Origin of the sequence: Allocatelliglobosispora scoriae, from assembly GCF_014204945.1 — a bacterium.
GTDB classification, from domain to species: Bacteria; Actinomycetota; Actinomycetes; order Mycobacteriales; family Micromonosporaceae; genus Allocatelliglobosispora; species Allocatelliglobosispora scoriae.
The window spans coordinates 275,457-298,520 of sequence record NZ_JACHMN010000002.1; the positions used below are offsets into that span (position 1 = coordinate 275,457).

Sequence of the window (23,064 nt, forward strand, 5' to 3'; positions counted from 1 at the left end):
TTGCCGCGTGTCTGGAGACCGGGCCACTCATTCCGGATCCGCCGCGGCACCCACCACTGCCGCATCAGCCGAGGTTTGAGAGCGGGCTGCTGGGTATGTGCCCGAGATGACCGCCGGTACCAGTGCGAGCCCCACCGCCACGATGACCCGCCCCGCCCTCGCCGATCTCGGCCACCCCCGGCTGCGCGGGCAGCTGCACGCGTACGCCTCGGTCGTCGCCGTCGTCTGCGGTGTCGTCCTCACCAGCGTCGCCGCCGGCCGACCAGGTACCGCACCGTTGATCAGCACCGCCGTCTACAGCGTCACCGTGTGCGCGCTGTTCGCAGTGAGCGCCCTGTTCCACCGCAACGCCTGGAGCGAACGCGGATACCAGATCATGCGCCAGCTCGACCATGCGATGATCTTCGTTTTCATCGCGGGGACCTACACGCCCATCTGCGTCCTGCTTCTCAGCCCCGGCAAAGCCACACTGCTCCTGACGATCGTATGGGCCGGCGCAACCGCAGGGGTCGTCACCTCCGTCGCCCGGCCACACGCACCGCGATGGGTCAACGCCGCGCTCTACCTCGGCCTCGGCTGGACCGCCCTGGCAGTCCTGCCGGAAATCCTCCACAGTGGAGGAGCGACCGCGCTGATCATGCTCGCCGCCGGCGGCCTCACCTACAGCGCAGGCGCAGTCCTCTACACCCTGCGCAAACCGAATCCATGGCCACGGACCTTCGGCCACCACGAGTTCTTCCACGCCTGCACCCTCGTCGCAGCCACCTGCCACCACATCATGATCTACCTCGCCTCTTCGCTTAGGCAGCAGGCGGCACGGGCGCTGCGGGTGCGGGTGACGACGCGACCTCGGCTGTCCTGATCAGCTCAGCGTGCCTCGCAGCAGGCTGTCGCCGGAGTGCGCGGAGTTGTTGTCGAACTGCTCGGCCGAGACGTCCACGACGCGATAGACGCCCAGGTCGGCGTTGGCCGGCAGGGTGAACTCCCCGTCCGGACCCGCGCCGAGCGTGCCGACGGAGAACATCCGCAGCGTGGCCGGATCGATCAGCCACACCTCGTAATAGCCGCTCACGGCCGGCAGACCCGTCACGTGCAGGGCCAGCCTGCGGCCGTCGAGGACCTCTGCCCGACCGGCCGCCGAGGGCGGGGTCCCGCCATAGGCGGCGAGCTGCGCGGACGCCAGCACCGCGGGCCGGGCGGGGTCGTCTGAGCGGGTGAGCCACACGCCCGCGACGAGCCCCGCGGCCGCCACGGCGACGGTCAGCGCCGCCGCTGCCGCGATCCGCCGCCAGGAGCGCCGGGCGCGTGGCGCGGGCCGGTTGTCCCGCGGACTCCGGGCCCTGTCGGCAGAGCCCTTCCCGGCCGTGTCCCCGCTGGTGGGGACGGCCGGGACGGCGTCGTCGGACCGGGCGGCGCTGTCGGCCGCGAGCTGGGCCGTGATGCCCGCCCAGACGCTCTCGGGTGGCGGTGGCAGGTCGCGGACCTGCTCGGTCTCGCTCACCACCGCGAAGAGGTCCCGCAGCTCGGCCAGCTCGTCGCGGCAGGCCGCGCACCCGGCCAGGTGCTCGGCGCTCGTCGCCGACTCCGCGGCCTCGTCACTGGCGAGCAGAATCAGCTCGCTCTGCTCCAGATGCGGCACCGTCCACCTCCCATCGGCGCTTCAGACTCGCCATGCCTCGTCGAATGTGACTCTTCACGGTGCCCAGCGGCAATCCGGTGATCTCCGCGACCTGATGGTGCGTGAGATCTTCATAGAACGCCAGCTCCAGGACCCGGCGCTGGTCGGACGGCAGTTTCGCCAGCTCGTCGGCGACGACCAGCTGGTCCAGTATGCGTTCGGGTGACTCGACGGCCGGCGGTTCCGGCTGGCGGACGATCGTCTCGGCGACCCGGTCCTCGCGGGCGGCCGCCCGATAGTGATCGATGACCTTGCGGCGGGCGATCGTCAGCAGCCAGCCCAGCAGGCTCCCCCGGCCCGGATCGAAGGTGTGCCGGCTCTGCCAGGCCGCGACGAACGTCGCCTGGGTGACGTCCTCGGCGTCGGCCCGGTGCGCCGTCGCCCTGGTGGCCAGGTGGAACACCGCCCCGCCGAAGCGGTCGTAGGCGGCACGCAGCACGGACTCGTCGCCGTCCACGAACCGTTTGGCGAGCTCGTCGTCGCCTGGGTCCTCGCTCAGCCGCGTCACCAGATGGGCCGCCTTCCCGGGGTATCGGCCGACTGTAGCCGCCGAGGGGCCGGCGGAGAAAAATCCGCCGGACCGCATCCAAGCGGCGGCGGGCCGCCGTACTCCCGGTTGCACAGCACGGAATCGAAGCCAGGAGGAAGCAACATGACCCGCTCCATCCCCCGCACGGTGGCCTACGGCGCTGTCGCGCTGGCCGTCGCCGCCGTGGCCGGCCTCGCGTCGGTCACCCCCGCCTACGCGGCGACGTCGCAGGTCTATGTGGTGCACGGCATCCCGGCCACCCCGGTCGACGTCTACGTCAACGACAAGCTCACGCTGGAGGACTTCCAGCCGGGCACCGTCGCGGGCCCGCTGTCGCTGCCGGAGGGCAGCTACGACATCGACCTGACCAAGCCCGGCGAGCCGATCTCGGCCGCGATCCTGTCGGTGGACGACGCCGCGGTCCCCGGTGGGGCCAACATCAGCATCGTGGCGCACCTCGACGCCGCCGGCAAGCCGAAGATCACCCCGTTCGTCAACGACGTGTCGAAGCTCGACGCGGGCAAGGCCCGGCTCATCGTCCGGCACACCGCCGCCGCTCCCGCGGTCGACGTGCGGGCCGGTGGCGAGCCGGTCTTCCCGGGGCTGACCAACCCCAACGAGGCGAAGGCGGTGCTCGGCGCGGGCACGGTCAGCGCCGACGTGGTGCTCGCGGGCACCAGCACCGTCGCGATCCCGGCGACCGATCTCAACCTCGCCGAGGGCACCGCGACGATCGTCTACGCGATCGGCTCCGCCGAGGGCAAGACGCTCGGCGTGGTCGCCCAGGTCATCAAGGGGCTGCACTCGGCGCCCGGTGGCGTACCGAGCGGTGACGGCGGCACCGCCGAGACCGGCCCGGGCATCTGGATGCTCGTGCTGATCGCGGCGGGCGGGCTGCTGCTGCTCGGCGGCGGGGTGAAGCTGGTCACGAGCCGTCGTTCGGCTCGATGACGATCGGCCAGGGCGCGTCCCGGGATCTTCCCGGGGCGCGCCCGCGCCCGTGGGGCCGCCGCTCGGCGCTGATCGCGATGGCGGCCGGTGCCGCGGCCGTGGTCACCGGCGGGACGGCCGCGATCCTCGCAGACCCGCCGACCGATGCCGCGGCCCCCGAGGTCCTCGAGCTCGCGTCGCCGACTCCCGCTCCGGCGGGCTCGGGCGTCACGGTCCAGGTGGGTACGCCGCCCCGCGCACCAATGGTGATCAAGCCGGTCAGGCTGCGGATTCCCGCGATGTCGCTGACCGCCACGATCGCTGCGGTCGGCATCGACGCCCGGACCGGCGAATTCGCGGTACCGCCGAGTGTCGATCGGGTCGGCTGGTACCGATTCGGCCCGGGTCTGGAGGCGGCTGCGGGGTCGGTCGTCATCGCCGGGCACGTGGACAGCGCGGCCCAGGGGAAGGGCGCGTTCTACCGGCTGCGCTCCCTCGGCACCGGGGACCGGGTCACCGTGACCGGGAGCGACGGACGCGACTACGCGTACCGGGTGGTCGCCCGGGAGGAGTTCCGCAAGACGAAGATCCCCCTCGATCGCTACTTCGCCCGCGACGGCGAGCCCCGGCTGACCCTGATCACCTGCGGTGGGCCGTTCGACGAGCAGACCAGGCACTATCGCGACAACATCGTGGTCACGGCGGCACCGCTGTAGGCCATCCGGATCGGACAGCGGGCCGGGTCCGCGTACCCGGCTGGCCTTCGTGGTCTTGTTCTTGATCGTGCGACGGGAAGCGGGGCGGAGGCTTCGCGCCGCTTTCACGGGGTGCCTTTCCCGTTGGGAGGGGCGGGTGGCCGGGTCGGCCACCCGCCCTTCGCGGAGCGGAGGTCAGATCTTCTGGCTCTCGTAGAGGGCCATGACGCCGCCTTCGGTCATGGCGCCCTGGTAGACGCGGACGTCGTCGAGGGCACCGGTGAACCAGTCGTTCGGACCGGTCGGAGTCGTGCCCCGGCCCAGGACCAGCGGACCGGACGCCTGCCACGGCTGCCACCCCGAGTAGAGCGGCATCGTCGCGGCGAGAGCACCGTCGACATACAGCCGGATCTCCCGCTTACTCGCATCGGCGACGCCGACCAGGTGGTGCCACGTAGTGGGGCTGGTCGCGGCAGCGGCGGCGAGGGTCGTGTGGGAGGCGGTGCCGTCGGTCTGCCCGGCGACCATCTTGAAGACCCACTGCCCCCCGTTGCTGTCACGGTAGGACAGGTGGAACCCGCTGTGGCCGGGCGAGTCCTGCGAGGCGAAGATCTGCGATCCGGTGGTCTTGCCGAGCTTGACCCAGGTGGAGACGGTGAAGGACCCGTTGGTCCGCAGCACCGGGCTGTCACCCCAGACCGGGGCGCCGAGGGTGCCGGTGTTGCGCTGCGAGCGGCCGTACTCCTGGGTGGTGAGGTTGTAGAACGGGTCGGCCGGGTCGTCGGCCCAGTGCTTGTCGTCGAAGTAGACCGCCTGCCCGTTGCCGTGGCCGAGGTCCACCCACGAACCCTGGCTCAGCGCCATCCGCCGGCCCCACGCGGCGCCGTCGGGCGCCTCGCAGGTGCCGGGGTTGCCGACCGCGTAGCACGGGGTGGCGGCCTCCATGTCCCAGCGGCCGACCTCGATCGGAGCGAACATGCCCGGCTCGTCGAAGCCGCCGGAGAGCGGGTCGGATTTCCGCTGGCCGGTGAAGTCGTTGGCGACGAGGACCCGGTTGAACAGCTGCACATCGGCGATGTCACCGGCCCAGTAGGAATCGTCCTCGTCCCACAGCTCCCAGCGCCCGATCACGACCGGCCCGTCCGCAGCCCAGGAGGTCGGGTCGGCGACCTCCGGTCCGGCCAGGACGCCGTTGACATAGATCCGGAGCTTTCCGCCGTCGGCCGAGTCCCAGACCCCGGCGACGTGGGTCCACACGTTGAGCTGGGCGGGTGCCGTGGCGCAGGTGAAGATCGGGTCGACGTACTCGGTGGCGGAGCCGTTCGACGCGAAGCAGTACTTGTCCCAGTAGGTGTAAAGGTTGAACCGGGTATACAAGTCATCTCGCTGCGTCGCGATGTTGTGATAGTCGTCGAGGTTGGTCGGGCGGACCCAGGCGGCGACGCTGAACGACTTCGTGGTGTCGAGCACCGGACCGGTGGTCCTGAGGTAGCCGGTGGTGCCGTCGAGCCGCATGGTCGCGCCGTTCATCAGCCTCGCGTCCGGCTGCCACGTCGCGCCGCCGTAGGTCGTCAGCGGGGTGTTGCCCGCCAGGGCAGGCTGCCGGTCCGCCAACGCCATGGCCGAGGTGGTGCCCGGGTAGGTCTCCAGGCCCCATCGGGCCACCGCCGGACTGGGCCGGGAGACCGTCATGGACCTCGAGGAGTCGTTGCCCTTGTTGCCGGTGGCGTCGATGGCGTGGACGTAGAGGATGTTCTGCCCGTACTTCGGCACGGTCACCGAGATCGTGGCGGTCTTGGTGGTGGTGCCGGTGGCGGTCGCCTCCAGCAGCGGCGGGCTGGACCACCCGTACCGGAACTTCACCACGTCGGCATCGGCCGGCAGCACCGTGCTGAGGGTGAAGACGCCACCGGTCCCGGGACCCGTGGGCAGCGTCACCGCCGTGATCGAGGGAGCCCCCGGTACGGTGTCGTCCATCGCGAAGGTGCACCACGGCGACCATGGGCTGACCAGGTTGTACGGTGCCGGGTCGGTGTGCCTGACGCGGTAGGCGTAGGTCTTGCCCGCGATGATGCCGCTCAACGCGCTGGTGGTCCCCCGGGTGTTGGCGGGGGCCGACACCGCCGGCGGCGCGGTCTTGCGGGGCGTCGTGTCGTCGTAGACCCCGTTGGCCGGGACCTCCAGCCACTCGAACGCCGCACTCATCGTCTGGCTTCCGTCCGCGTCGGGGAAGACCGCCGACAGGGTCGGGGTGCTCGTGCCGATCGACATGACACCGCTGCCGGGGCAGGCGACGCCGGCGACCTGCAACCCGGTCGGCTGACCGGGGTAGGAGCTGAAATCCACGACCAGCACCGCATTGCCGGGCAGCCAGCGCTTCCAGCGATCCTGGATCGCCTCCCAGGTCGCGTTGGCGCCCGCGACGAACCCGATGGTGATGTTGGTGGCGCTGGCCGCGGCGTGGGCATTGATCGCGTACGTCACGTTGGGGCCGGTGAAGTTCCTGTCCTGGTCGGGCTGCGGCGAGTCCGAGCAGCCCCCCGCCTCGTTGGCGTGCGACATCGTCGAGGAGAGCCAGCTGTTGAGCGACGTCGCCGTCCACGACGTCTTCATCGTCGCGGTGATGCCCTGGGTGTAGTACATGTCGTTCTCCGTGTCGCCGCACGACCACGAGTGGGTCAGCTTCATCGCCACGTACGCGTCGTGGACATATTTGCCCGCCAGCGCCCCGACCGGGAAATCGAAGAACGACCGGAACAGCGCCCCCGTGTCGGGGTTGCGCCCGACCCGGGCCACGCTGTAATCGGTGTTGCTGGAGCCGTTGTTGGTGGCGTAGGCCCACCGCGACTTCACCGTCGACCACGGCGGGTCGATGAAGAGCGGGAACGCCGACGCGGGCGCGGCGAGCAGCTTCGCGTCCGGGCGCAGGACGAACTCGCGGGAGCTCGTCGCACGCGCGTGCACCGGCGCCTCCTTGGCCGTGTCACCGGGCGCCGCATGCGTGGACTTGACGCCCTTGAACTCCGGCTTCTCGCCGGTCCGGGCGGCGATCTCGGCAGCCGGACCGGTCACGACCTCGGTGGAGTCCCACATCACCGCGGGCGAAGCGGTGGCGACCACGCGGGAGCGGATCTTGGCGAGCATGCCGCCGTCCGGGGTCGCCTGGACGGTGGCGTCGCCGCCGATCGCGAAGCGGATCTCCTTGAGCGCCGGGTTCGCCGCAGCCTGCGGTGTCTTCACCACCAGGACATGGGTGAACCCGGTCCGCGTCGCCCGGACCACGAGATCCACACCGGACAGCACCTCGGGATACGTCGCGGAGTCGTCGGCGACGGTCGGCGCGGGCAGCACACCCGGCCACGACATCGTCATCGTCCCGCCCGCCTCGACCAACGTCACCAACGGACCACTGCCGCCGGCGGAGAACCGCACATCAGCGACCGACGCACCCGGACGCAGCAGACCCGCCTTGTCCTTACGCAGGGCCAGATCCACCGGCTTCCACGAACCATCGGCCTGACGAGCACGCTGCGGCAGGACCGCCGACTCGAACCGCAACCGACCCGACGGCTCCGCATACACCTGCGTCAACTCCGTCACCTTGCCCGCCACCGTCACCCGCCGGGCACACGAAACCGCCACCGCGATCGCCGCCTCCTCCGACACCGCCGTATCCACACACGACGGCTTCGCCACCGCCGCCACCGCGGGCGAACCCGCCGCCACCACCGGCAACAACCCCGCCAGCAGTACACCCACCAACGGAACAGACCACCGGCGAACCGGCACCCCGCCGCTCGTCAACACATCTCGCATCGCCACTCCCCGATATCGCCGGAAACCCGGAGCCGAGAATGACCACCGGCACCTTCAAACCGGTATCCGTCCGGTATCTGCGCCCGTCGTTCACCGCATGGTCGACGACCCCTTCCGTCGCCGTGAGGAAGCCCAGGTCGCCGCGACTCTTGAAGAGTTGGTGCTTGCGCTCCGGAGCCGGTGCTGCCGGGGAAGTTGCCCTCATCGCGTCGCATGATCGTGCTGTCTCCCGGAAACAAGCCCATCCCGAGAGGGCTTTAGAGCTTGTTTCCGGGAAACAGCACGGTCACCCGGGCGCCGACTCCCGCCGGCATGTCGTCGACCTCGTCATCGCGGTCCTGACCCAGAAGGTCCGATGTCAGCGGTTGCAGATGCCCAGAACCGCACGCTCGCCGGCGCCCGCGGCATCGGAGACGGCGGCTTTGGCCACCTTGGTCCCGTCCGTGCCCGCCGCATCCACGGCGGCGATCCCGGCCGTGCGAGCCTTGACCAGGGCGTCGATGGCGGCGAGCAGTTCGGAGTCGGCGGTCTGCCCGGCAGCCGTGGTCAACGCCTTGATGTTGTCGCTGAACGACTTCTTCAGCTTGGCAGCCGCTTCCGCAGCCTCCTGCGGAGTCGAGGTCTCGTCGAGCAGCAGCACGACACCGAGCAGGTCGAACATGGCGCGGTTGGCGTCCTTGATCGTGACGCAGGCGGCAGTGACGTCACCCTCGACCTCGGCAGCCGGACTCGCGGTCGCAGCGCCCGGCGAGACGGAGCCCGCGACGACCGGTGTCTCGTTGCCGCAGGCAGCGGTCCCGAGCAGAGCGATTGCGCACGCAGTGACAGCGATGACGGTTCTCATGACGGGTGTTCCTCCCACGTGTCCCGTTGACGACCGCAACGGAGCCTACTGGTCAGCGCTGTGGAGCGCGGTCCGCCGTCGGGCCGAGTGCGGCGAGCCACGCGCTGACCCGGCCGACCCCGGCGATGGTCGGTGCCGCGAGCTCGGCTTCGGTCTTCGCGTACGAGATGACGGTGACCATGATGTATCCGCGGGTGACGTTGGTGACGCAGGAGAAGTCGATCGATGCGGCGGTGTTCTTGTCGCAGAAGACGACCCCGGTGGGCGCCCCCGCCGGCAACGCCACCGCGACCGGCGCGATCCTGGCCCTCTTGACACCGTCACCGCTGAACTTCTTGCAGCGCGCCGACGCGGCGTTGGACCGTGCCGCAGCCTTGGCTCCGGTCTCCTTGGCCAGCACCCGCACGATCTGGACGACGCCGACGCTCCCATTGCTGGTCCACTCCTTGTAGTGGACGTAGACGGGCTGGTTGGAGCGGGTGAACACGTTCCCGCCGCAGGCGTCGTTCATCCCGCTCGGCGCCTCGTCCTTGTCATAGGCTGCCACCCTGCCGTCGAGGAGGCTGTCGCCGACGACCGCCGCAGCCCCGAGCTTGGCCGCCGTGAACGGCGTCTCCGGCAGCGGGGAGGGCAGGCCCGATGGCGCCGAGGGGGAAGGGCTCACGCCGGCCGGTGCCGACGTCGCGGGAAGCGATGTCGCGCTCGGCGTCGGCGATCCCGGCTGTTCGGAGGCGCCGCAACCGGCAGCCAGCACTCCTACGGCAGCGATGCCCAGCACCATACGTCGCATCAGCGTCCCCCAAGGCTAGATCGAGAGCGTGACGCTAGCGGCGCCGGACCCCGAGCGCAAACCGGCCGGTCCCTTCTCGCTTGTCGGAGTCGGTGAAGCACGGCTGTCGGTGGGGGCATCACAGCCGCGAAGCGGTCTTGAATCACCATCATCGATCTGACAACATCGACAAGCATCATGCTGTCCTGACATTCGGCGACTGTCCACCACCCCTGGAAGGAAGCCACATGCGGTTCACCCACCGCGTACCCATCGCTCTCGCTCTGCTCGCGACCGCCCTCTCGGCCTCGACCACCGGAGCGAGCGCCGCGACGCCGCCGCAGGCCCCGCTCGCCCAGATCGAGGAGCGGGTCTACGTCGAGTCCAGTGTGGACTCCAACGGCGACGGGCGGCTCGACCGGATCGCCATCGACATCGCCCGGCCATCGACGGGCGGGCCGGTTCCGGTCGTGTTCGAGCAGAGCCCTTACCGCAACGGCCTCGCCAATGCCGCCAACCACGGCGTGAACGTCAGCGCCCTGCCGCAGGAGAGCCTGTTCCCGATCAGTCCGGGAAGCGCTGCGACGGCCGGGCCGGGCGTCAGCGTCGCCAAGCCGATCCCGGACCTGCCCGACTGGTACGACGACTACTTCGTCCCCAAGGGGTACGCGGTCGTGCTCGGCCACAGCCTCGGCACCGGCGACTCGGAGGGCTGCCCGACCAGCGGAGACATGCAGGAGACGCTGGGGACGACGGCGGTCGTCGACTGGCTCAACGGCCGCGCTCGCGGCTTCAACGCCTCGGGTGCCCTGGTGACGGCGTCCTGGAGCACCGGCAACGTCGGGATGATCGGCATCTCCTACAACGGCACGCTGCCGAACATGGCCGCCGCCACCGGCGTCGCCGGGCTCAAGGCGATCGTGCCGATCTCGGCGATCTCCAGCTGGTACGACTACTACCGGGCCAACGGGCTCGTCGTCGCCCCGGGCGGATACCAGGGCGAGGACGCCGACGTGCTGGCCCGAGCCGTCGTCGACCGGACCGACTGCACGAGCAGGATCAACCAGATCGAGACCGACCAGGACCGGGTCACCGGCGACTACCGGCAGTTCTGGGCCGACCGCGACTATGTCGGCAAGGCCAACCGGGTCACCGCGGGCGTCTTCGTCATCCACGGCCAGGCCGACTGGAACGTCAAGGGCCAGCACTACGCCCAGTGGTGGGACGCCCTGCGCGCCAACAACGTCCCACGCAAGATCTGGCTGCACAACGGCGGCCACGGCACGACCTCCCGATCGGACTACAAGGCGACCGTCGAGCGCTGGTTCGAGTATTTCCTCAAAGGCGTCAACAACGGCATCCTCACCGAACCCAAGGCCGAGGTGCAGTTCAAGGACGGCACCTGGCGCCAGTACGCCGACTGGCCCAACCCCGGCGCCACCGACGCGGTGTTCAAGCTCGACGCGACGTCGTCGACCGCGCCCGGCGGGCTGACCCTCGGCACGCCGACCGGCACCTCGGCCCAGTCGTTCACCGACAACGGGCGGACCAGCACCGCGACGACACTGGTCGCGAGCCCGGACAGCGCCAATGGCAGCCGCCTCGTCTACCGGACCGGCAATCTCGCCGCCGCGGTCACCCTCACCGGCTCGCCCCGGGTCTCGCTCCGGCTCGCCGTCACCAACCGCAACGACGCCAACGTCACCGCGCTGCTCGTCGACTACGGCGGCACGGGCACGAGCACCACCCCGGTGATCGTCACCCGAGGCTGGATCGACCCGCAGAACCGCAACAGCCGCGCCACCGGCGAGCGGGTCGTGCCGGGCACGGACTACACACTGGCCTTCGCGATGCAGCCCAAGGACTACGTCTTCGCGGCCGGTCACCGGATCGGCCTCGTGGTGATCTCCACCGACTACGACTACACACTGCGCCCACCGGCCGGGGCGGTGCTGCGGCTCAACCCGGTCGCCAGCACCCTGACGATCGCGCAGACCGGCCTCGCGACCGGCAACGACTACGCGATCTCGGTCTCCCCGGCGGCGGGCGCGACCAACCCCGGCGGATCGCTGAGCGCGACGGTCGCCACGGCGGTGACCAGCGGTTCCGGGCAGAGCGTGGCGCTGTCCGCGTCCGGGCTGCCGTCGGGGGTGACCGCGTCGTTCACCCCGTCGACGGTGACGGCGGGCGGCAGCTCCGCGCTGACCCTGAGCACCACCGCGTCGGTCGCGCCAGGCACATACCAGATCACCATCATCGGTACGGGCACCAGCGCCACCCGCACCGCCGCCTACTCCCTCACCGTCAACGGGCCCGGCGGCTGCACAGCCACCAACCCGACCGACGTGGCGATCCCGGACGCCGGGGCAGCCGTGGAGAGCACGATCACCATCAGCGGTTGCCCGGGAACGGCATCGGCGTCGTCGACGGCGGAGGTGCACATCATCCACCCGTACCGAGGCGATCTCGTCGTCAGCCTCGTCGCACCGGACGGGACGAGCTACTCGCTGAGCAACCGCTCCGGCGGCAGCGCCGACGACATCCACCAGACCTACCCGGTGAACCTCTCCAGCGAGACCGCCAACGGCACGTGGCGGCTACGCGTACAGGATGCCGCGTCCGCCGACGTCGGCCGGATCGACACCTGGACGCTGACACTCAGCCCGTGACACAGCACACCACCGCGGCTCCGCGCCGACCGTCCGACGGCGGTCGGCGCGGGTCTGGTCGGCGGGGGCCCCGGGTCGGCTGATCGGATGACGGCGCAGCCGCCCCGGCCGACGCCACGACAGGGGCGCGGTCACGGCATGCCGGCTCGTGTGCCTTTCGCTACGGCCAGATGGACAGCTCGGCGAGGAAGGAGATGGCGGCCGAGGGGTCGGCGGATTGGAGGCGGACATACCGTGCCGTCACGGGTGGCTTGATCATGAGGAGCGCGTATTCGGCGTTCCCGTGCCGAGCACGCTTCGTCCATCGGACACCGTCGTCGCTGGTGCGGATCTCAGGGTCGGCCGAGATGGCGAGACCATGGAGCACGACCGCTGAGATCGGTCTCGGTTCGCCGAGGTCGACCGTGATCCACGTGTTGGCGGGGCATCCCGATGAGGTCCCGGCCGGCGACTGCGACGGCGGGGTGCAGGACTGGGCGGGGAAGGAGGCGGCGTACGCCCCGTCGGTCAGCGGGCACGGCGACAGCGGTGCCGCACCGTCGCGGCCGGCCACGGAGCAGTCGCTGCCGCGGGAGGGGGGAGCTCCCGCCATGCCGGCCAGGGGAACCGACGGGCTGTGGTGCTCGATCGTGAAACCGTTCTGTCTGGTCACGGCGACCGCGTGGAGCTCGGCCTGAGCATCGGCGACAACACGCGCATCGAGCTTGCCGGAGACGCCGGTGTCCTGGGACCAGAGCGTCTGCGCCGATTCGGTGACCAGCAGGCGGTAGCCCTGCGGCTTGGGTGTGTTCGCAAACCCTGGCCATGAGTACGCGATGGATCGCGGCCCCGGCGACACGGAAAGCCCGGCGGGCTCCCAGAAGGCGATCCGTGGCAGCGAGACCGCCGCTTCGGACAGCTCGAACGTGCTCTCGACCCGCGCGCCCGAGGGTGCCGCCGCGGTGAGAACCACCCCTACCGGGTTGCCGAGGAGCGTCTTGGCGTCCTTGCCCTTCATCGCGAACCGATACGTGCCGTCGGCGGCAGTCGTCGTGCGGCGCGTGCCTTTGCACAGGGCCACCTGCTTGGTCAGGCACACGATGCCGATGCTGGTCACGGACGCCGCGACTTCGGCCAGCGCGTCCAACCCATGAGGTCGCGGGACCAGCACGACGCCGACTCCCGAGGCCGGAGTGCCGTTCGCCGCCGCCAGCACGCCGGAGACCACGACCTCCGCGTCGTCGGCGAGGTCGCTGGTGCCGCAGGCGATCCCGAGTCCGGCCACGAGAACGAAGGCCACGGCGCGCATCTTCATCGCTGGATGTTATCGGGTACGCTCCGGTCACACGGTCAGACACCGATCGCGGCGGAGCATGGCTATCCGTGCCGGAAACGGCCCGGGGATTCACCTAGCGCGGAGCTCGCGAACCGTACGCGGGGCCGAACACCACCAGCAGGGCCAGGTCCTCGGTCACCTCGACGAACCGGTGCTCCTCGCCCGCAGGCACGAAGACGACCGCACCGGGACCGACCTCGGCCGTGCCGCTCGGTGTCACGATCGTGGCCCGCCCGGCGGTGACCACGTAGATCTCGTCCTCGGTGTGCGGGCTCTGATCGTCGAGCCCGCCGGCCGGAATGCAGTATGTCCCCACCGACAGGTCCGCGACCCGCAGGTGCTCGACCCAGTCGTTGGCCGCACCGACCGGCGGCGTCCACGCCCCGGCACCCTCGATGATCCGCATGCGCCGAGCCTAACCGCTGCTCCGCATCGGACAATCAGCGAACGACGACCATGTCGAGGCCGGTGATGCGGGCCAGGACCGAGCTGTCGGGGAAGGTAGTAGGGGTGGCCCTCGACCGCCCCAGCACCGGACGGGATCGCCAGATCCATCGACTCCTGGGTACTCGAGACCCTCGTCCCGGCCGTTCTGCACCTCCTCGGCCGCAGCGCATGGTGGCTCCCGAGGTTTCTGCAGCGGGTGCTGCCCAATGTCGACATCGAAGGCGCCAACCTGGCGACGGGGACGGCCCACCCGACGCCGGCCGGAAGGGAGGACTCGCTGTGACCCTGCTCGGTTGAGTCACAGCGAGTCCTCCCGCGGCCACCTGCGCTACGCGACGTAGCCGTCGAAGACGTGGACCCCGTCGAAGGCGCCGTCCGGGTTCGATCGGTTCGTGCCGAAATAGAGCTTGCCGTCGCTGATGCCGACGCCCTCGATCTCGAACTTGGTCGAGTACTTCGAGGACGTGATGCGGAAGGAGAGGTCGGTGGCCGCGGGCGCGGTGCCGGTCGTCGTCGGCGACACGTTCCGGTAGACGAGCACGATGCTGCGGTTGTCCTTGGTCAGCGGGTTGTAGAGGACCTTCTTGGCCGCGTCGTAGAAGAACCCCTGGTTGGCGAAGGTCCCCAGGTCAGGCACCGTGGCGCCGTTGACGAGGGCGCCGTCGACCTGCAGCACGAACGCCTTCGTCAGGTTGATGGTCCCGGAGGAGGCGCGCAGCGGGAGGCTGCCGTTGTAGACGGTCCGGCCGCTCTTGAACATGAAGGTGATCGCGGTACTGGTGACCGAGACCCGGCTGATCCCGGACGGCGCCGCCACGGCCCCGGCGAGCCGCACCTGGTACGACCCGGCGTGGTAATACGTGGTGTCGTCGTAGCGGAGCCGCACCAGCTGCGCACCGCTGTCGTTCATGGTCACCACGAACATGTGGTGCTGTCCGTCGATGTCGACGATCGTCATGTCGTTGGCGTGCCCGAGCCAGGTGTTGGACGAGCCGCCGCTGGTCCCGTTGGCCATCAGCACCCGTGCACCGGTGGTCTTGTGGACGCGGTAGATGACCGAGACGTCGTCGTAGTTGGTGTGGTTCTTGATCGAGTAGAGGTAGGTGGCGCCGGCGGCGAAGCCCTGCGCCCCGGTGCAGCAGCTCGTATCCGGCGTGCTGGCGATGTCGCTGTACGTATTGTAATAGGCGGCATGGGCTGCGGGTCCGGACAGGACCAGCAACCCAAGGACCGTTGCGACCACAACCGACAGTCGGGTGGCAATTCGCATGTCGTCCTCCCCAGGTTCGTCGACGACCACAGGCCCGTTGCCCCAGAGGCCATCGAGTGCACGCTATGTGGACGACCGCAGGGCGGTCAACGCGGCAGCGGGACGGTCGGCGGCGCGCTCATCGCCGCGGCCAGGAACGAGATCGCCCAGCGCCGCGCCGCGTCGCCCGCCACCGGGGACAGGCTCGCCGGGGGGCGCTGGTGGTAGACCTGGACGCGGTCGACGGCCGTCACGGCGAGGATCCCCCGCATCCGGAACCACAGCTCCTCCGGCGGGAGGTCGGGCAGTGCGCGCCCGAATGCCGCCAGGTAGCGGTCGCGGACGGCGTCCTCGGCCGGGCCGGTCCAGCTGCGCGCCTCCTCGGCCGGGTCGCTGATGATCGTCACGATCAGCCGGGACGTGCGGGCGCCGCCCTCGTCGCCGACCGGCATCTCGTCGAAGAGCGGCCCCGCGAACGCCTCCACCAGTTCGGTGACGAGCGGGTCCGGGGTCCGGGCGAGCAGCAGGTCGAGCCCGGCGCTCTGCGCTGCGGTGATGGGCTCGATCACGCGGCGGACGACCGCGGCCAGCAGCTCCGCCTTCGAGCCGAAGTGGTAGCCGACGGCGGCCAGGTTCGCTCCGGCGAGGTCGGTGATCGCGCGAACCGAGGTACCGCGGTAGCCGTGCTCGGCGAAGAGGCGCTCGGCCGCGTCGAGGATCTGCGTACGGGTGTCGGGTGACGCCATGTGTGCGTACTATACATATGTCTGATTCAAACGAACGTATGAATGAAACGAACGTATGAGGTTGTCATGAAACTGCTCGTCTACGGCGCCGGGGTCCTCGGCAGCCTGTTCGCCGTCCGCCTGCACGAGGCCGGGCACGACGTGTCACTCATCGCCCGGGGCGAGCGCCTGGCCGCCCTGCGCCGCCACGGGGTGCAGCTCGCCGAGGGGGGCAGCCCGGCCGTCCGGCAGGTCCCGGTCCCGGTGGTCGAGCACCCGATCGGCGGGTACGACCTGACCGCCGTCTTCGTGCGTACCCATCAGGTGGACGCGGTCCTGGAGTCGCTCGCCGGCGGCGACGGCGACGTGCTGTTCCTGCTCAACTGGGCGGGCGGCCCGGAGCCGCTGGGCGCGGTGATCGGCGGCGAGCGGGTGCTGCTCGGCTTCCCCACGGCCGCCGGCACGATGGACGGCGACGTGGTCCGCTACCGCGCGCCCACCTTCACGACCCGCCGGGTCCCGATGCCGATCGGCGAACCCGACGGCCGCAGCTCCCCGCGGCTGGAGCGGATCGTGCGGGATTTCCGCACCGCCGGGATCAACGCCAAGGCCGAGCCGCGGATGGATGCCTGGCTGAAGACCCATGCCGCGTTCGAGGTGCCGCTCGGACAGGCGGTGAGCGCGGCGGGCGGCCCGGCGGCGCTGGCCGACGATCGGGATGCGGTCCGCGCCATGATCCGCCTCATCCGGCACAACCTGGCCGCCCTGCCGGCGCCGCCGGTCCCTCGCGGGTTCGCCATGCTGCAGACCCTGCCGGAAGGGCTGCTCACGGTCGCATTGCGGCGATTCCTGCGCAGCCCGACGGCAGCGCACAGCGGCCTCGCCGGCGACTCACCTGCCGTGACAGCCGAGTACGCGCGGTTGGCCGAACAGCTCAGCGCCCATGCGGTGGCCCGGTAGGCGATTGCGGCATTCGCCGAGCACGGGGTGCGGACGCGACCGACTCGACCCGCTGACATACGAATGTGTCGATTGACACTCCGGCGGGACACGCGTACGGTCCGTCGGAAAGCGCTTTCCATCCGGGAAGGCCGGCCGCACGCCCCGGCTCAGCGGCACTCTCCGCGGAAAGGACCACCCGCATGACCCTCCCCCGCTCCTTACGCCGCGCCCTCTGGCAACCGGTCGCTGTGGCTGCGGCCGCTCTGGCCATGGTCGCCGCGCTGAGCCCCTCCAGCGCCACGGCCGCTACGCTCTTCGCCGACGACTTCGAGGACGGCAACTCCGCCGGCTGGACCACCTCCGCCGGGACGTGGTCGGTCGTCGCCGACGGCACCAGCGCCCTGCGCCAGTCGGGCACCAGCTCCGACACCCGGGCCCGGGCCGGCTCGTCGTCCTGGACCAACTACACGGTCACGGCCCGGGTCAAGCCGGTCGCGTTCAACGGGTCCAACCGGTTCGTCGCGCTGCTCGCCCGCGCCCAGTCGGACACCAGCTACTACTACGTGACGCTGCGCTCCACGAACGTCTTCGAGCTGAAGAAGCTCGTCAGCGGCTCCTCCACGACGTTGGCCACCACGTCGGTCAGCGTCGCCGCGGGGACCTGGTACACCGTGTCGCTGACCGTGTCCGGCTCGTCGATCAGGGGTTCGGTCAACGGCACGACCACGCTGTCGGCCACCGACTCCCAGTTCTCCTCGGGCGGGATCGGCGTGGCCACCTACTACGCGAGCGCCTCCTTCGACGACGTCACGGTCGCCGACAGCGCCACTCCCAGCCCGTCGGCGAGCGCCTCCGCCCCACCGTCGCCCAGCCCTTCCCCCAGCTCGCCGCCGGGGACGACGATCGTGGTTGCCAAGGACGGCAGCGGCAATTACAGCACCGTCCAGGCGGCCGTCAACGCCGTGCCGACGAACAACACCCGCCGCGTCACCATCACGATCAAGCCGGGCACGTACCGGGAGCTGGTCACCGTCCCGTCCAACAAGCCCTACATCTCGTTCATCGGTTCGACGGGTTCCGCTTCGGACGTCGTCATCACCTACGACAACGCCAGCGGTACGCCCAAGCCGGACGGCAGCGGGACCTACGGCACCACCGGCAGCTCATCGGTCGTGATCGACGCCAACGACTTCATCGCCAAGAACCTCACCTTCGCCAACACCTTCGACGAGGCCGCCCACGACTACAGCGCCGAGCAGGCGGTCGCGGTCACCACCCGCGGTGACCGGCTGGTCTTCGACAACGTGCGGTTCCTCGGCAACCAGGACACCCTGCAGCCCAGCTCCCCCAGCACCGCGACGGTGAGCCGGGCCTATTACCGCAACTGCTACATCGAGGGCGACGTCGACTTCATCTTCGGCCGCGGCACCGCCGTCTTCGACCGGTGCGAGATCCGGTCGCTGAACCGCAACTCGTCGAGCAACAACGGCTACATCACAGCCGCCTCGACGACCAACACCAATCCGTACGGGTACCTGTTCACCCAGTGCACCCTCAGCGCCCAGTCCGGCACCGCCGCCCAGAGCGTCCACCTCGGCAGGCCCTGGCATCCCAGCGGTGACGTCAACGCGATCGCCCAGGTGCTCTACCGCAACTCCACGCTCGGCGCCCACATCAAGGGCACCCCGTGGGCGGACATGTCCGGATTCTCGTGGCGCGACGCCCGCTTCACCGAGTACCTCAACACGGGACCGGGCTCGACCGTCACCGCCGACCGGCCGCAGCTCGCCGCGGCGAGCGCACCCAACTACACCGCGCAGAAGTTCCTGGCCGGAAGCGACGGCTGGAACCCCGTCTCCTGAGGACGCTTCACCGGAGACCTCCGGGGCGCCCGTACGAGGGCGCCCCGGACAACCATGGGAAATCTCTTCCTATTGATCTACCCTGTGAGGAATTTTCCTTCAAGGGAGTGGGATCCATGGACCGAAGACAAGCCATCCGCCTCGCACTCGTCGCCTCCGCATCCTCGGCCGGGGTGCTGCCGGCGGGCAGCGCGTCCGCCGGCGGCGGCAAGAAGCCGACCCCGCCACCGGTCGCGGCTCGCGACATCCGCTACCGCCGCTGGAGCACCGACGCCGACTTCACCACCGGCACCGCGACGGGCCTCGCGATCTCGGCCGGAGCACTGACCATCGCCGCGCCGGTCGGGCAGCGTTCCCATGCCGACCCGGTCACCGGCAGCTCCGGGCTCTACGACTACGCCACCTGGACCTCGCCGGAGGTGGCGCTCGGGTTCGCCGCGACCGAGGCGATCGCGTCCTGGACCGCCGTCACGCCCGGCGGGACCTGGATCGAGGTCGAGCTGCGCGGGATCACCGAGCTCGGCAACACCACCGCCTGGTACAACCTCGGCCGCTGGGCAGCCGACGACACCGTCATCGCCCGCACCTCCGTACCCGCGCAAGCCGACCTCGACGGGCGCGTCTCCATCGACACGTTCGTCGCGGCGGCCGGGCACGGCTGGGTCCGGTGGCAGCTGCGCGTCACCCTGCTGCGACCCGCCGGCGGCGGCCTGACACCGCAGGTGCGCTCGGTCGGCGCGGTCGCCTCCAGGCTGCCGGCGCCGGGCTCGGTCACGCCGAGCGCACCGCAGCTCGCACAGGGCGTCACGATCGACGTGCCGAAGTACTCGCAGAGCATCCACGAGGGCGAATACCCGCAGTGGAACGGCGGCGGCGAGGCGTGGTGCAGCCCGACGTCGACGTCGATGGTCGTCGCCTACTGGGGGACCGGGCCGACCTTCGCCGACTACGCCTGGGTCGATCCGTCCTATGCGGACCCGTGGGTCGACCACGCCGCCCGCCACACCTACGACAGCAACTACGCCGGCACCGGGAACTGGCCGTTCAACACGGCGTACGCGGGCCGCTTCGGCCTTGACGGCTTCGTCACCCGGCTGCGCTCGCTCACCGAGGCCGAGCGCTTCATCGCCGCGGGCATTCCGCTGGTCTTCTCGCTCTCGTTCAAGAAGGGCAAGGTTCCCGGACTGGACTACGGCACCAACGGACACCTGCTGGTCCTGGTGGGTTTCACCGCCACCGGCCAACCGGTCCTCAACGACCCCGCCGCCGCGGCGAGCGACGCCGACGTCCGCAAGACCGTCGGCCGCGCCGAGTTCGAGACGGCCTGGCTGGACTCCAGCGGCGGTCTCGCCTATGTGATCCACTCCGCGGCGGCGGCGCTGCCGACCGCACCGGCCCAGCCGAACTGGTGAGCGCTTAAAGGTGGGACCAGCCCGGATTCGCAGCCAACTGGTCCCACTCTCCACAGCGCCGACGGCGGATCAGGCGTCACAGCAGCGCGCCGACGCCGGACGGCCGGTCAGGCGCGGTAGGCGTTCCACGCGTCGAGCATGCGCGTGGCCTGCCCGGCGGTGAACTGGAACATGCAGGCGTCGTCGGTGTAGTCCATGAAGTTGCGGATCGGGTCCAGACCCGGCTTGTTGGCGCAGGTGTCCCGGTTGACCGGGCAGCCGAAGGCGGCCGACGCCTCGGCCGGGGTGTCGGAGACCTGGTCGCCTCCACCGTTACAGCCGCCCTGGAAGGTGTGGTAGAGGTTCAGCCAGTGGCCGATCTCGTGGGTGGCGGTGTCGCCCTCGGCGTAGGGCGAGGCCGTGCCGCCCGGCACCGACTCGGCGAGGATGACCACGCCGTCATAGGTGTTCAGCTTCGACTTGGGGAACGTCGCCCAGCCCAGCAGATCGTCGCTGAGCAGGCCGGTGTAGATGTTGAGCGTGCCCGCGCCGCCGACCCGCAGGGCCGCCTTCATCTGCTTCTCCGCGCTGGAGCCGTAGACGATCGGGTACCAGGCCGGGTTCGTCACCCGGTTGATCGACTGGAGCTGGAACGCGAACGCCGTCGCCGCTCCGCCGGTCGAGCCCGCGTATGCCTGGTTCAGCACGGTGATCTGGCTGTTGATCAGCGAGTCCGGGATGTTGCCGTTGGCCCGGGTGCCGTCCTCGGAGATGACGTGCACGACGACCGGGATGGTGACCGTCGCACCGGCGGCCGCGATCGGCAGCCGGAGCTGCTCGCGCAGGCGCAGGGCGCTGCCGAGGTCTTTCTCCCGGCTCGCGAGCTCGGCGGCGGTGATCTCGTTGGGGTCGTGCTTGGCTCCGCCGCCCGGCTTCGCCTTCGCGTCGGTGTGTGCGGCGGCCGGTTCGACGCAGATCGCGCTGACGGACGCCGCGACCGGCGAGACGGCCGGGTTGACGGTGAGAACGGCCGCCGCCGCGAAGGCGGAGAGGCCGGCGATTCTGATGGTGCGCCTCAGGTTCATCGTGCTCCTTGAGATGAGGGTGAGCCAGGGTGCGGGTGTCGGCGAAGCAGTGAGGCTCGGTGACCGATCGGTCGCCGAGCCTCGTCGCCTATCAGGCGATGCATGGAAGATATTTGTCACTCACCGCTGCTGAGCAGGTCAGCTCTGCCGCAGCGGCGGCAGCGGGATGGGGATGTTGAGGCTCGTCGCGCCGACGCCCATACCGCCCTCGCAGGTGTTGGGCGGCGCGGTGCCGACGCCGCGTGTGGACGGCTTCTCCGCCGCCCAGAACATGAACCCGAGCAGCCCGGCCGTGGTGCCGGCACCGTTCGGCGCGGCCGACTGCACCCATGGCGCCGTCGCCTTGGTGACGGAGCTGTTGTAGTTGGTGCACTCCGGCCGAACCTTGCTGCCCTCGGCGATGTAGAGGCCGCCGGTGAACTTCGCCGGTGCCAGCGGTGGCACCACCGGGTTGTACTGCGACTTGCCGTCGATGTGCTCCTGCCAGTTGGCCTAGCGGTCGAGGCCGAGGGCTGGCGGGCCGAGACCATCGCATTGGCGAAGTCGAGCACCGGGGTGTCGGTGCGCAGCCAGTCCGCGGTCGCCTTGCGGTTGATGTCGATCAGCCAGCGGTCCCCCGCGGCCGTGTCGATGGTCAGGCGGGCGGTCGGGTCCGAGCCGCTGGCGTTATAGGGATGAATCGCCCGGTACGCCGAGATGAAGCTCTGCAGGCCCACCAGGTTCGGATTGGTGTTCTGCTCATAGTCGATCTCGATGCCGACGCCGAACTGCGTCGCGACCGCGGCCGCCCGCTGGCCCAGCAGCGTGCCGTTGGCGGCGAGCGCCGAGTCCCAGTCGTCGGTGTAGGTGATGCCGCCGATGGAGAACATCACCCGGATGCCGCGCGAGGTGAAGTAGTTGACGATCTCCTGCGTCATCCCCCGCGGCACACCGTTGAGCGTGGCCGCGTCGGTGGTGAGGTTGAGCAGCCGCAACGGGTTGACGAAGCTGAGCACGACCAGGTTGACCGAGGGCCGGCCGTCGCCGCGGTCGACGAGCCAGTGGTTCTGGCTGTCGAACTGCGCCACCGTCCGCACGGCGCCCCACAGGCAGGCGTCGTCGCTGCAGTGCCAGGCACCGAAGATCTGGATCGGGGTGACCGCGAGTGCGGCCGGTGCCGGCGGGGCGGCGCTGACCGCGCCCGCCGGGATGAGTGCGAGCACGAGGGCGCAGAGCGCCACCCATGTCCGTGACCGTCGCATATGGACCTCCAGTCGATAGGGGCCGGTGCACCGGCGGCGTGACTGGGGTGACCGCCGCCGGTGCACCGGGGATACCGGGGGTCGACAGTCATCGAGACCGACAACTGTTAAGACCCCTGACTGTCAGGCGCCATGCGGGCCGTCGATGTCACTGTGGTGGGGGCGGCGGGTGCGACGCCGCCCCCACGTTCATTTCGCCCGGCCGCCTCGGCTGGGGTGCGGGTGGCCGGGCTTGGCGGACGGGCCGTTCTTGCCTCTTCCGGCCAACAAGTCCGAGCAGTAGCTCTCGATCCGATCCGATCCCCCCGCCGCCGACACCAACCCGGCGAACGCCGGACTCTTCGCCGCCTTGCCGTCGGCGCGGTCCGGATGCCTCAGGTAGGACGTGCAGAGCCCCACGGCGTTGGCGGCGGGCTTAGCCGGGGTGCCGCGACCGGGCGTGCTGCTCGGTGTCGTCGTCGGCGCGGCCGAGCCGGGCACATGCGGCGGCTTCGGCGCCGGAGAGCTGGCCGCGGGTGCGGGGCGCAGCGGGTTCGGGAGCACACCGGCACCGGCCGCGACCGCGACACCGCCGACGGCGACCGCCGCCACCAGCGCCACGACCTTGACGGTGAGCAGCCGACGCCACGCGAGACGGCGTGGGGGTGCCTCCACCTGCACGACAGAGGCACCCCGTCGAGCAGCGCGGAACGCGGCCATCGCTGCCGCCTCGCCGGTGAACTCCTCGGGCCGACCCGGAGCGCCGGCGGCGCGGAGCAGCTCGGCCAACCGGTCGTCACCGGACGGCCGATCTGGCGCCGCTTCGCGCAGCAGTCGCTCGACAGCGTCGTCGTCGTGGAGTCCCCCACGTCCGTGCTCGCTCATCACATCTCCTTCA

18 protein-coding genes and 1 pseudogene are annotated in these 23,064 nt (G+C 70.4%); 7 read left to right on the forward strand and 12 right to left on the reverse strand.

Features of this window, described 5'->3' with window-relative positions; genetic code table 11:
* Positions 1–106: 106 nt before the first annotated feature.
* A pseudogene (trhA, locus tag F4553_RS07235) lies at positions 107–793 on the forward strand (PAQR family membrane homeostasis protein TrhA); the annotation flags it as partial.
* A gap of 69 nt (positions 794–862) precedes the next feature.
* On the opposite strand, the gene F4553_RS07240 reads toward trhA, so the two are convergent.
* Both F4553_RS07240 and F4553_RS07245 read right to left on the reverse strand, forming a co-directional pair.
* Positions 863–1,639 carry an anti-sigma factor gene (locus F4553_RS07240; RefSeq protein ID WP_184833781.1) on the reverse strand — a complete coding sequence of 259 codons (777 nt, stop codon included), beginning with the start codon at positions 1,637–1,639 and terminating at the stop codon, positions 863–865.
* A complete protein-coding gene (locus tag F4553_RS07245) occupies positions 1,596–2,186 on the reverse strand; it encodes a sigma-70 family RNA polymerase sigma factor (RefSeq protein ID WP_312875126.1) in 591 nt (196 codons plus the stop codon). Before F4553_RS07245 ends, F4553_RS07240 begins: the two co-directional genes overlap by 44 nt.
* 144 nt (positions 2,187–2,330) lie before the next feature.
* On the opposite strand from F4553_RS07245, the gene F4553_RS07250 reads away from it, so the two are divergent.
* Entirely contained in the window at positions 2,331–3,158 is an 828-nt protein-coding gene (locus tag F4553_RS07250; RefSeq protein WP_184833783.1) for a DUF4397 domain-containing protein, read from the forward strand.
* 77 nt (positions 3,159–3,235) lie between these two features.
* Positions 3,236–3,853 (forward strand): class F sortase, encoded by a 618-nt coding sequence (locus F4553_RS07255; protein ID WP_184840491.1) that lies wholly within the window; start codon positions 3,236–3,238, stop codon positions 3,851–3,853.
* A gap of 174 nt (positions 3,854–4,027) precedes the next feature.
* Here the strand turns inward: F4553_RS07255 and F4553_RS07260 are convergent, their stop codons facing one another.
* The 3 genes from F4553_RS07260 to F4553_RS07270 form a co-directional block, all read right to left on the reverse strand.
* Positions 4,028–7,591, reverse strand: coding sequence for a LamG domain-containing protein (locus F4553_RS07260; protein WP_184833785.1), 3,564 nt, complete (start codon positions 7,589–7,591; stop codon positions 4,028–4,030).
* Positions 7,592–8,006: 415 nt separating this feature from the next.
* A complete protein-coding gene (locus F4553_RS07265; RefSeq protein WP_184833787.1) occupies positions 8,007–8,492 on the reverse strand; it encodes a hypothetical protein in 486 nt (161 codons plus the stop codon).
* A gap of 52 nt (positions 8,493–8,544) precedes the next feature.
* Complete coding sequence (locus tag F4553_RS07270; RefSeq protein ID WP_184833789.1) at positions 8,545–9,282, reverse strand: hypothetical protein; 738 nt, start codon at positions 9,280–9,282, stop codon at positions 8,545–8,547.
* Positions 9,283–9,509: 227 nt separating this feature from the next.
* Between F4553_RS07270 and F4553_RS07275 the strand changes: the two genes are divergently transcribed.
* Complete coding sequence (locus F4553_RS07275) at positions 9,510–11,930, forward strand: Xaa-Pro dipeptidyl-peptidase (protein WP_184833791.1); 2,421 nt, start codon at positions 9,510–9,512, stop codon at positions 11,928–11,930.
* 160 nt (positions 11,931–12,090) lie between these two features.
* Here the strand turns inward: F4553_RS07275 and F4553_RS07280 are convergent, their stop codons facing one another.
* The 4 genes from F4553_RS07280 to F4553_RS07295 form a co-directional block, all read right to left on the reverse strand.
* On the reverse strand, positions 12,091–13,224 hold the full coding sequence (locus F4553_RS07280) for a discoidin domain-containing protein (RefSeq protein WP_184833793.1): 1,134 nt from the start codon (positions 13,222–13,224) through the stop codon (positions 12,091–12,093).
* 94 nt (positions 13,225–13,318) lie between these two features.
* The gene (locus F4553_RS07285) at positions 13,319–13,651 is read right to left on the reverse strand and encodes a cupin domain-containing protein (RefSeq protein WP_184833795.1); all 333 of its coding nucleotides are present in this window, start codon (positions 13,649–13,651) and stop codon (positions 13,319–13,321) included.
* Between the two features lie 369 nt (positions 13,652–14,020).
* Complete coding sequence (locus F4553_RS07290; RefSeq protein WP_184833797.1) at positions 14,021–14,962, reverse strand: hypothetical protein; 942 nt, start codon at positions 14,960–14,962, stop codon at positions 14,021–14,023.
* A gap of 86 nt (positions 14,963–15,048) precedes the next feature.
* On the reverse strand, positions 15,049–15,687 hold the full coding sequence (locus tag F4553_RS07295) for a TetR/AcrR family transcriptional regulator (RefSeq protein WP_184833799.1): 639 nt from the start codon (positions 15,685–15,687) through the stop codon (positions 15,049–15,051).
* Positions 15,688–15,753: 66 nt separating this feature from the next.
* Between F4553_RS07295 and F4553_RS07300 the strand changes: the two genes are divergently transcribed.
* The 3 genes from F4553_RS07300 to F4553_RS07310 all read left to right on the forward strand — a co-directional run bounded on the left by F4553_RS07300 (position 15,754) and on the right by F4553_RS07310 (position 19,882).
* Complete coding sequence (locus F4553_RS07300) at positions 15,754–16,626, forward strand: ketopantoate reductase family protein (protein WP_184833801.1); 873 nt, start codon at positions 15,754–15,756, stop codon at positions 16,624–16,626.
* 182 nt (positions 16,627–16,808) lie between these two features.
* A complete protein-coding gene (locus tag F4553_RS07305; protein ID WP_184833803.1) occupies positions 16,809–18,470 on the forward strand; it encodes a pectinesterase family protein in 1,662 nt (553 codons plus the stop codon).
* 116 nt (positions 18,471–18,586) lie between these two features.
* Positions 18,587–19,882, forward strand: coding sequence for a C39 family peptidase (locus tag F4553_RS07310; protein ID WP_184833805.1), 1,296 nt, complete (start codon positions 18,587–18,589; stop codon positions 19,880–19,882).
* Positions 19,883–19,989: 107 nt separating this feature from the next.
* Here F4553_RS07310 and F4553_RS07315 read toward each other — a convergent pair whose 3' ends face one another.
* From F4553_RS07315 to F4553_RS07325, 3 genes are all read right to left on the reverse strand, one after another.
* Positions 19,990–20,946 (reverse strand): zinc metalloprotease, encoded by a 957-nt coding sequence (locus tag F4553_RS07315; protein WP_184833807.1) that lies wholly within the window; start codon positions 20,944–20,946, stop codon positions 19,990–19,992.
* A 116-nt stretch (positions 20,947–21,062) separates the two neighbouring features.
* Positions 21,063–22,187, reverse strand: a complete 1,125-nt coding sequence (locus F4553_RS07320) for a glycoside hydrolase family 18 protein (protein WP_221469809.1) — start codon at positions 22,185–22,187, stop codon at positions 21,063–21,065.
* A gap of 189 nt (positions 22,188–22,376) precedes the next feature.
* On the reverse strand, positions 22,377–23,051 hold the full coding sequence (locus tag F4553_RS07325; protein WP_184833809.1) for a hypothetical protein: 675 nt from the start codon (positions 23,049–23,051) through the stop codon (positions 22,377–22,379).
* Positions 23,052–23,064 lie beyond the last annotated feature (13 nt).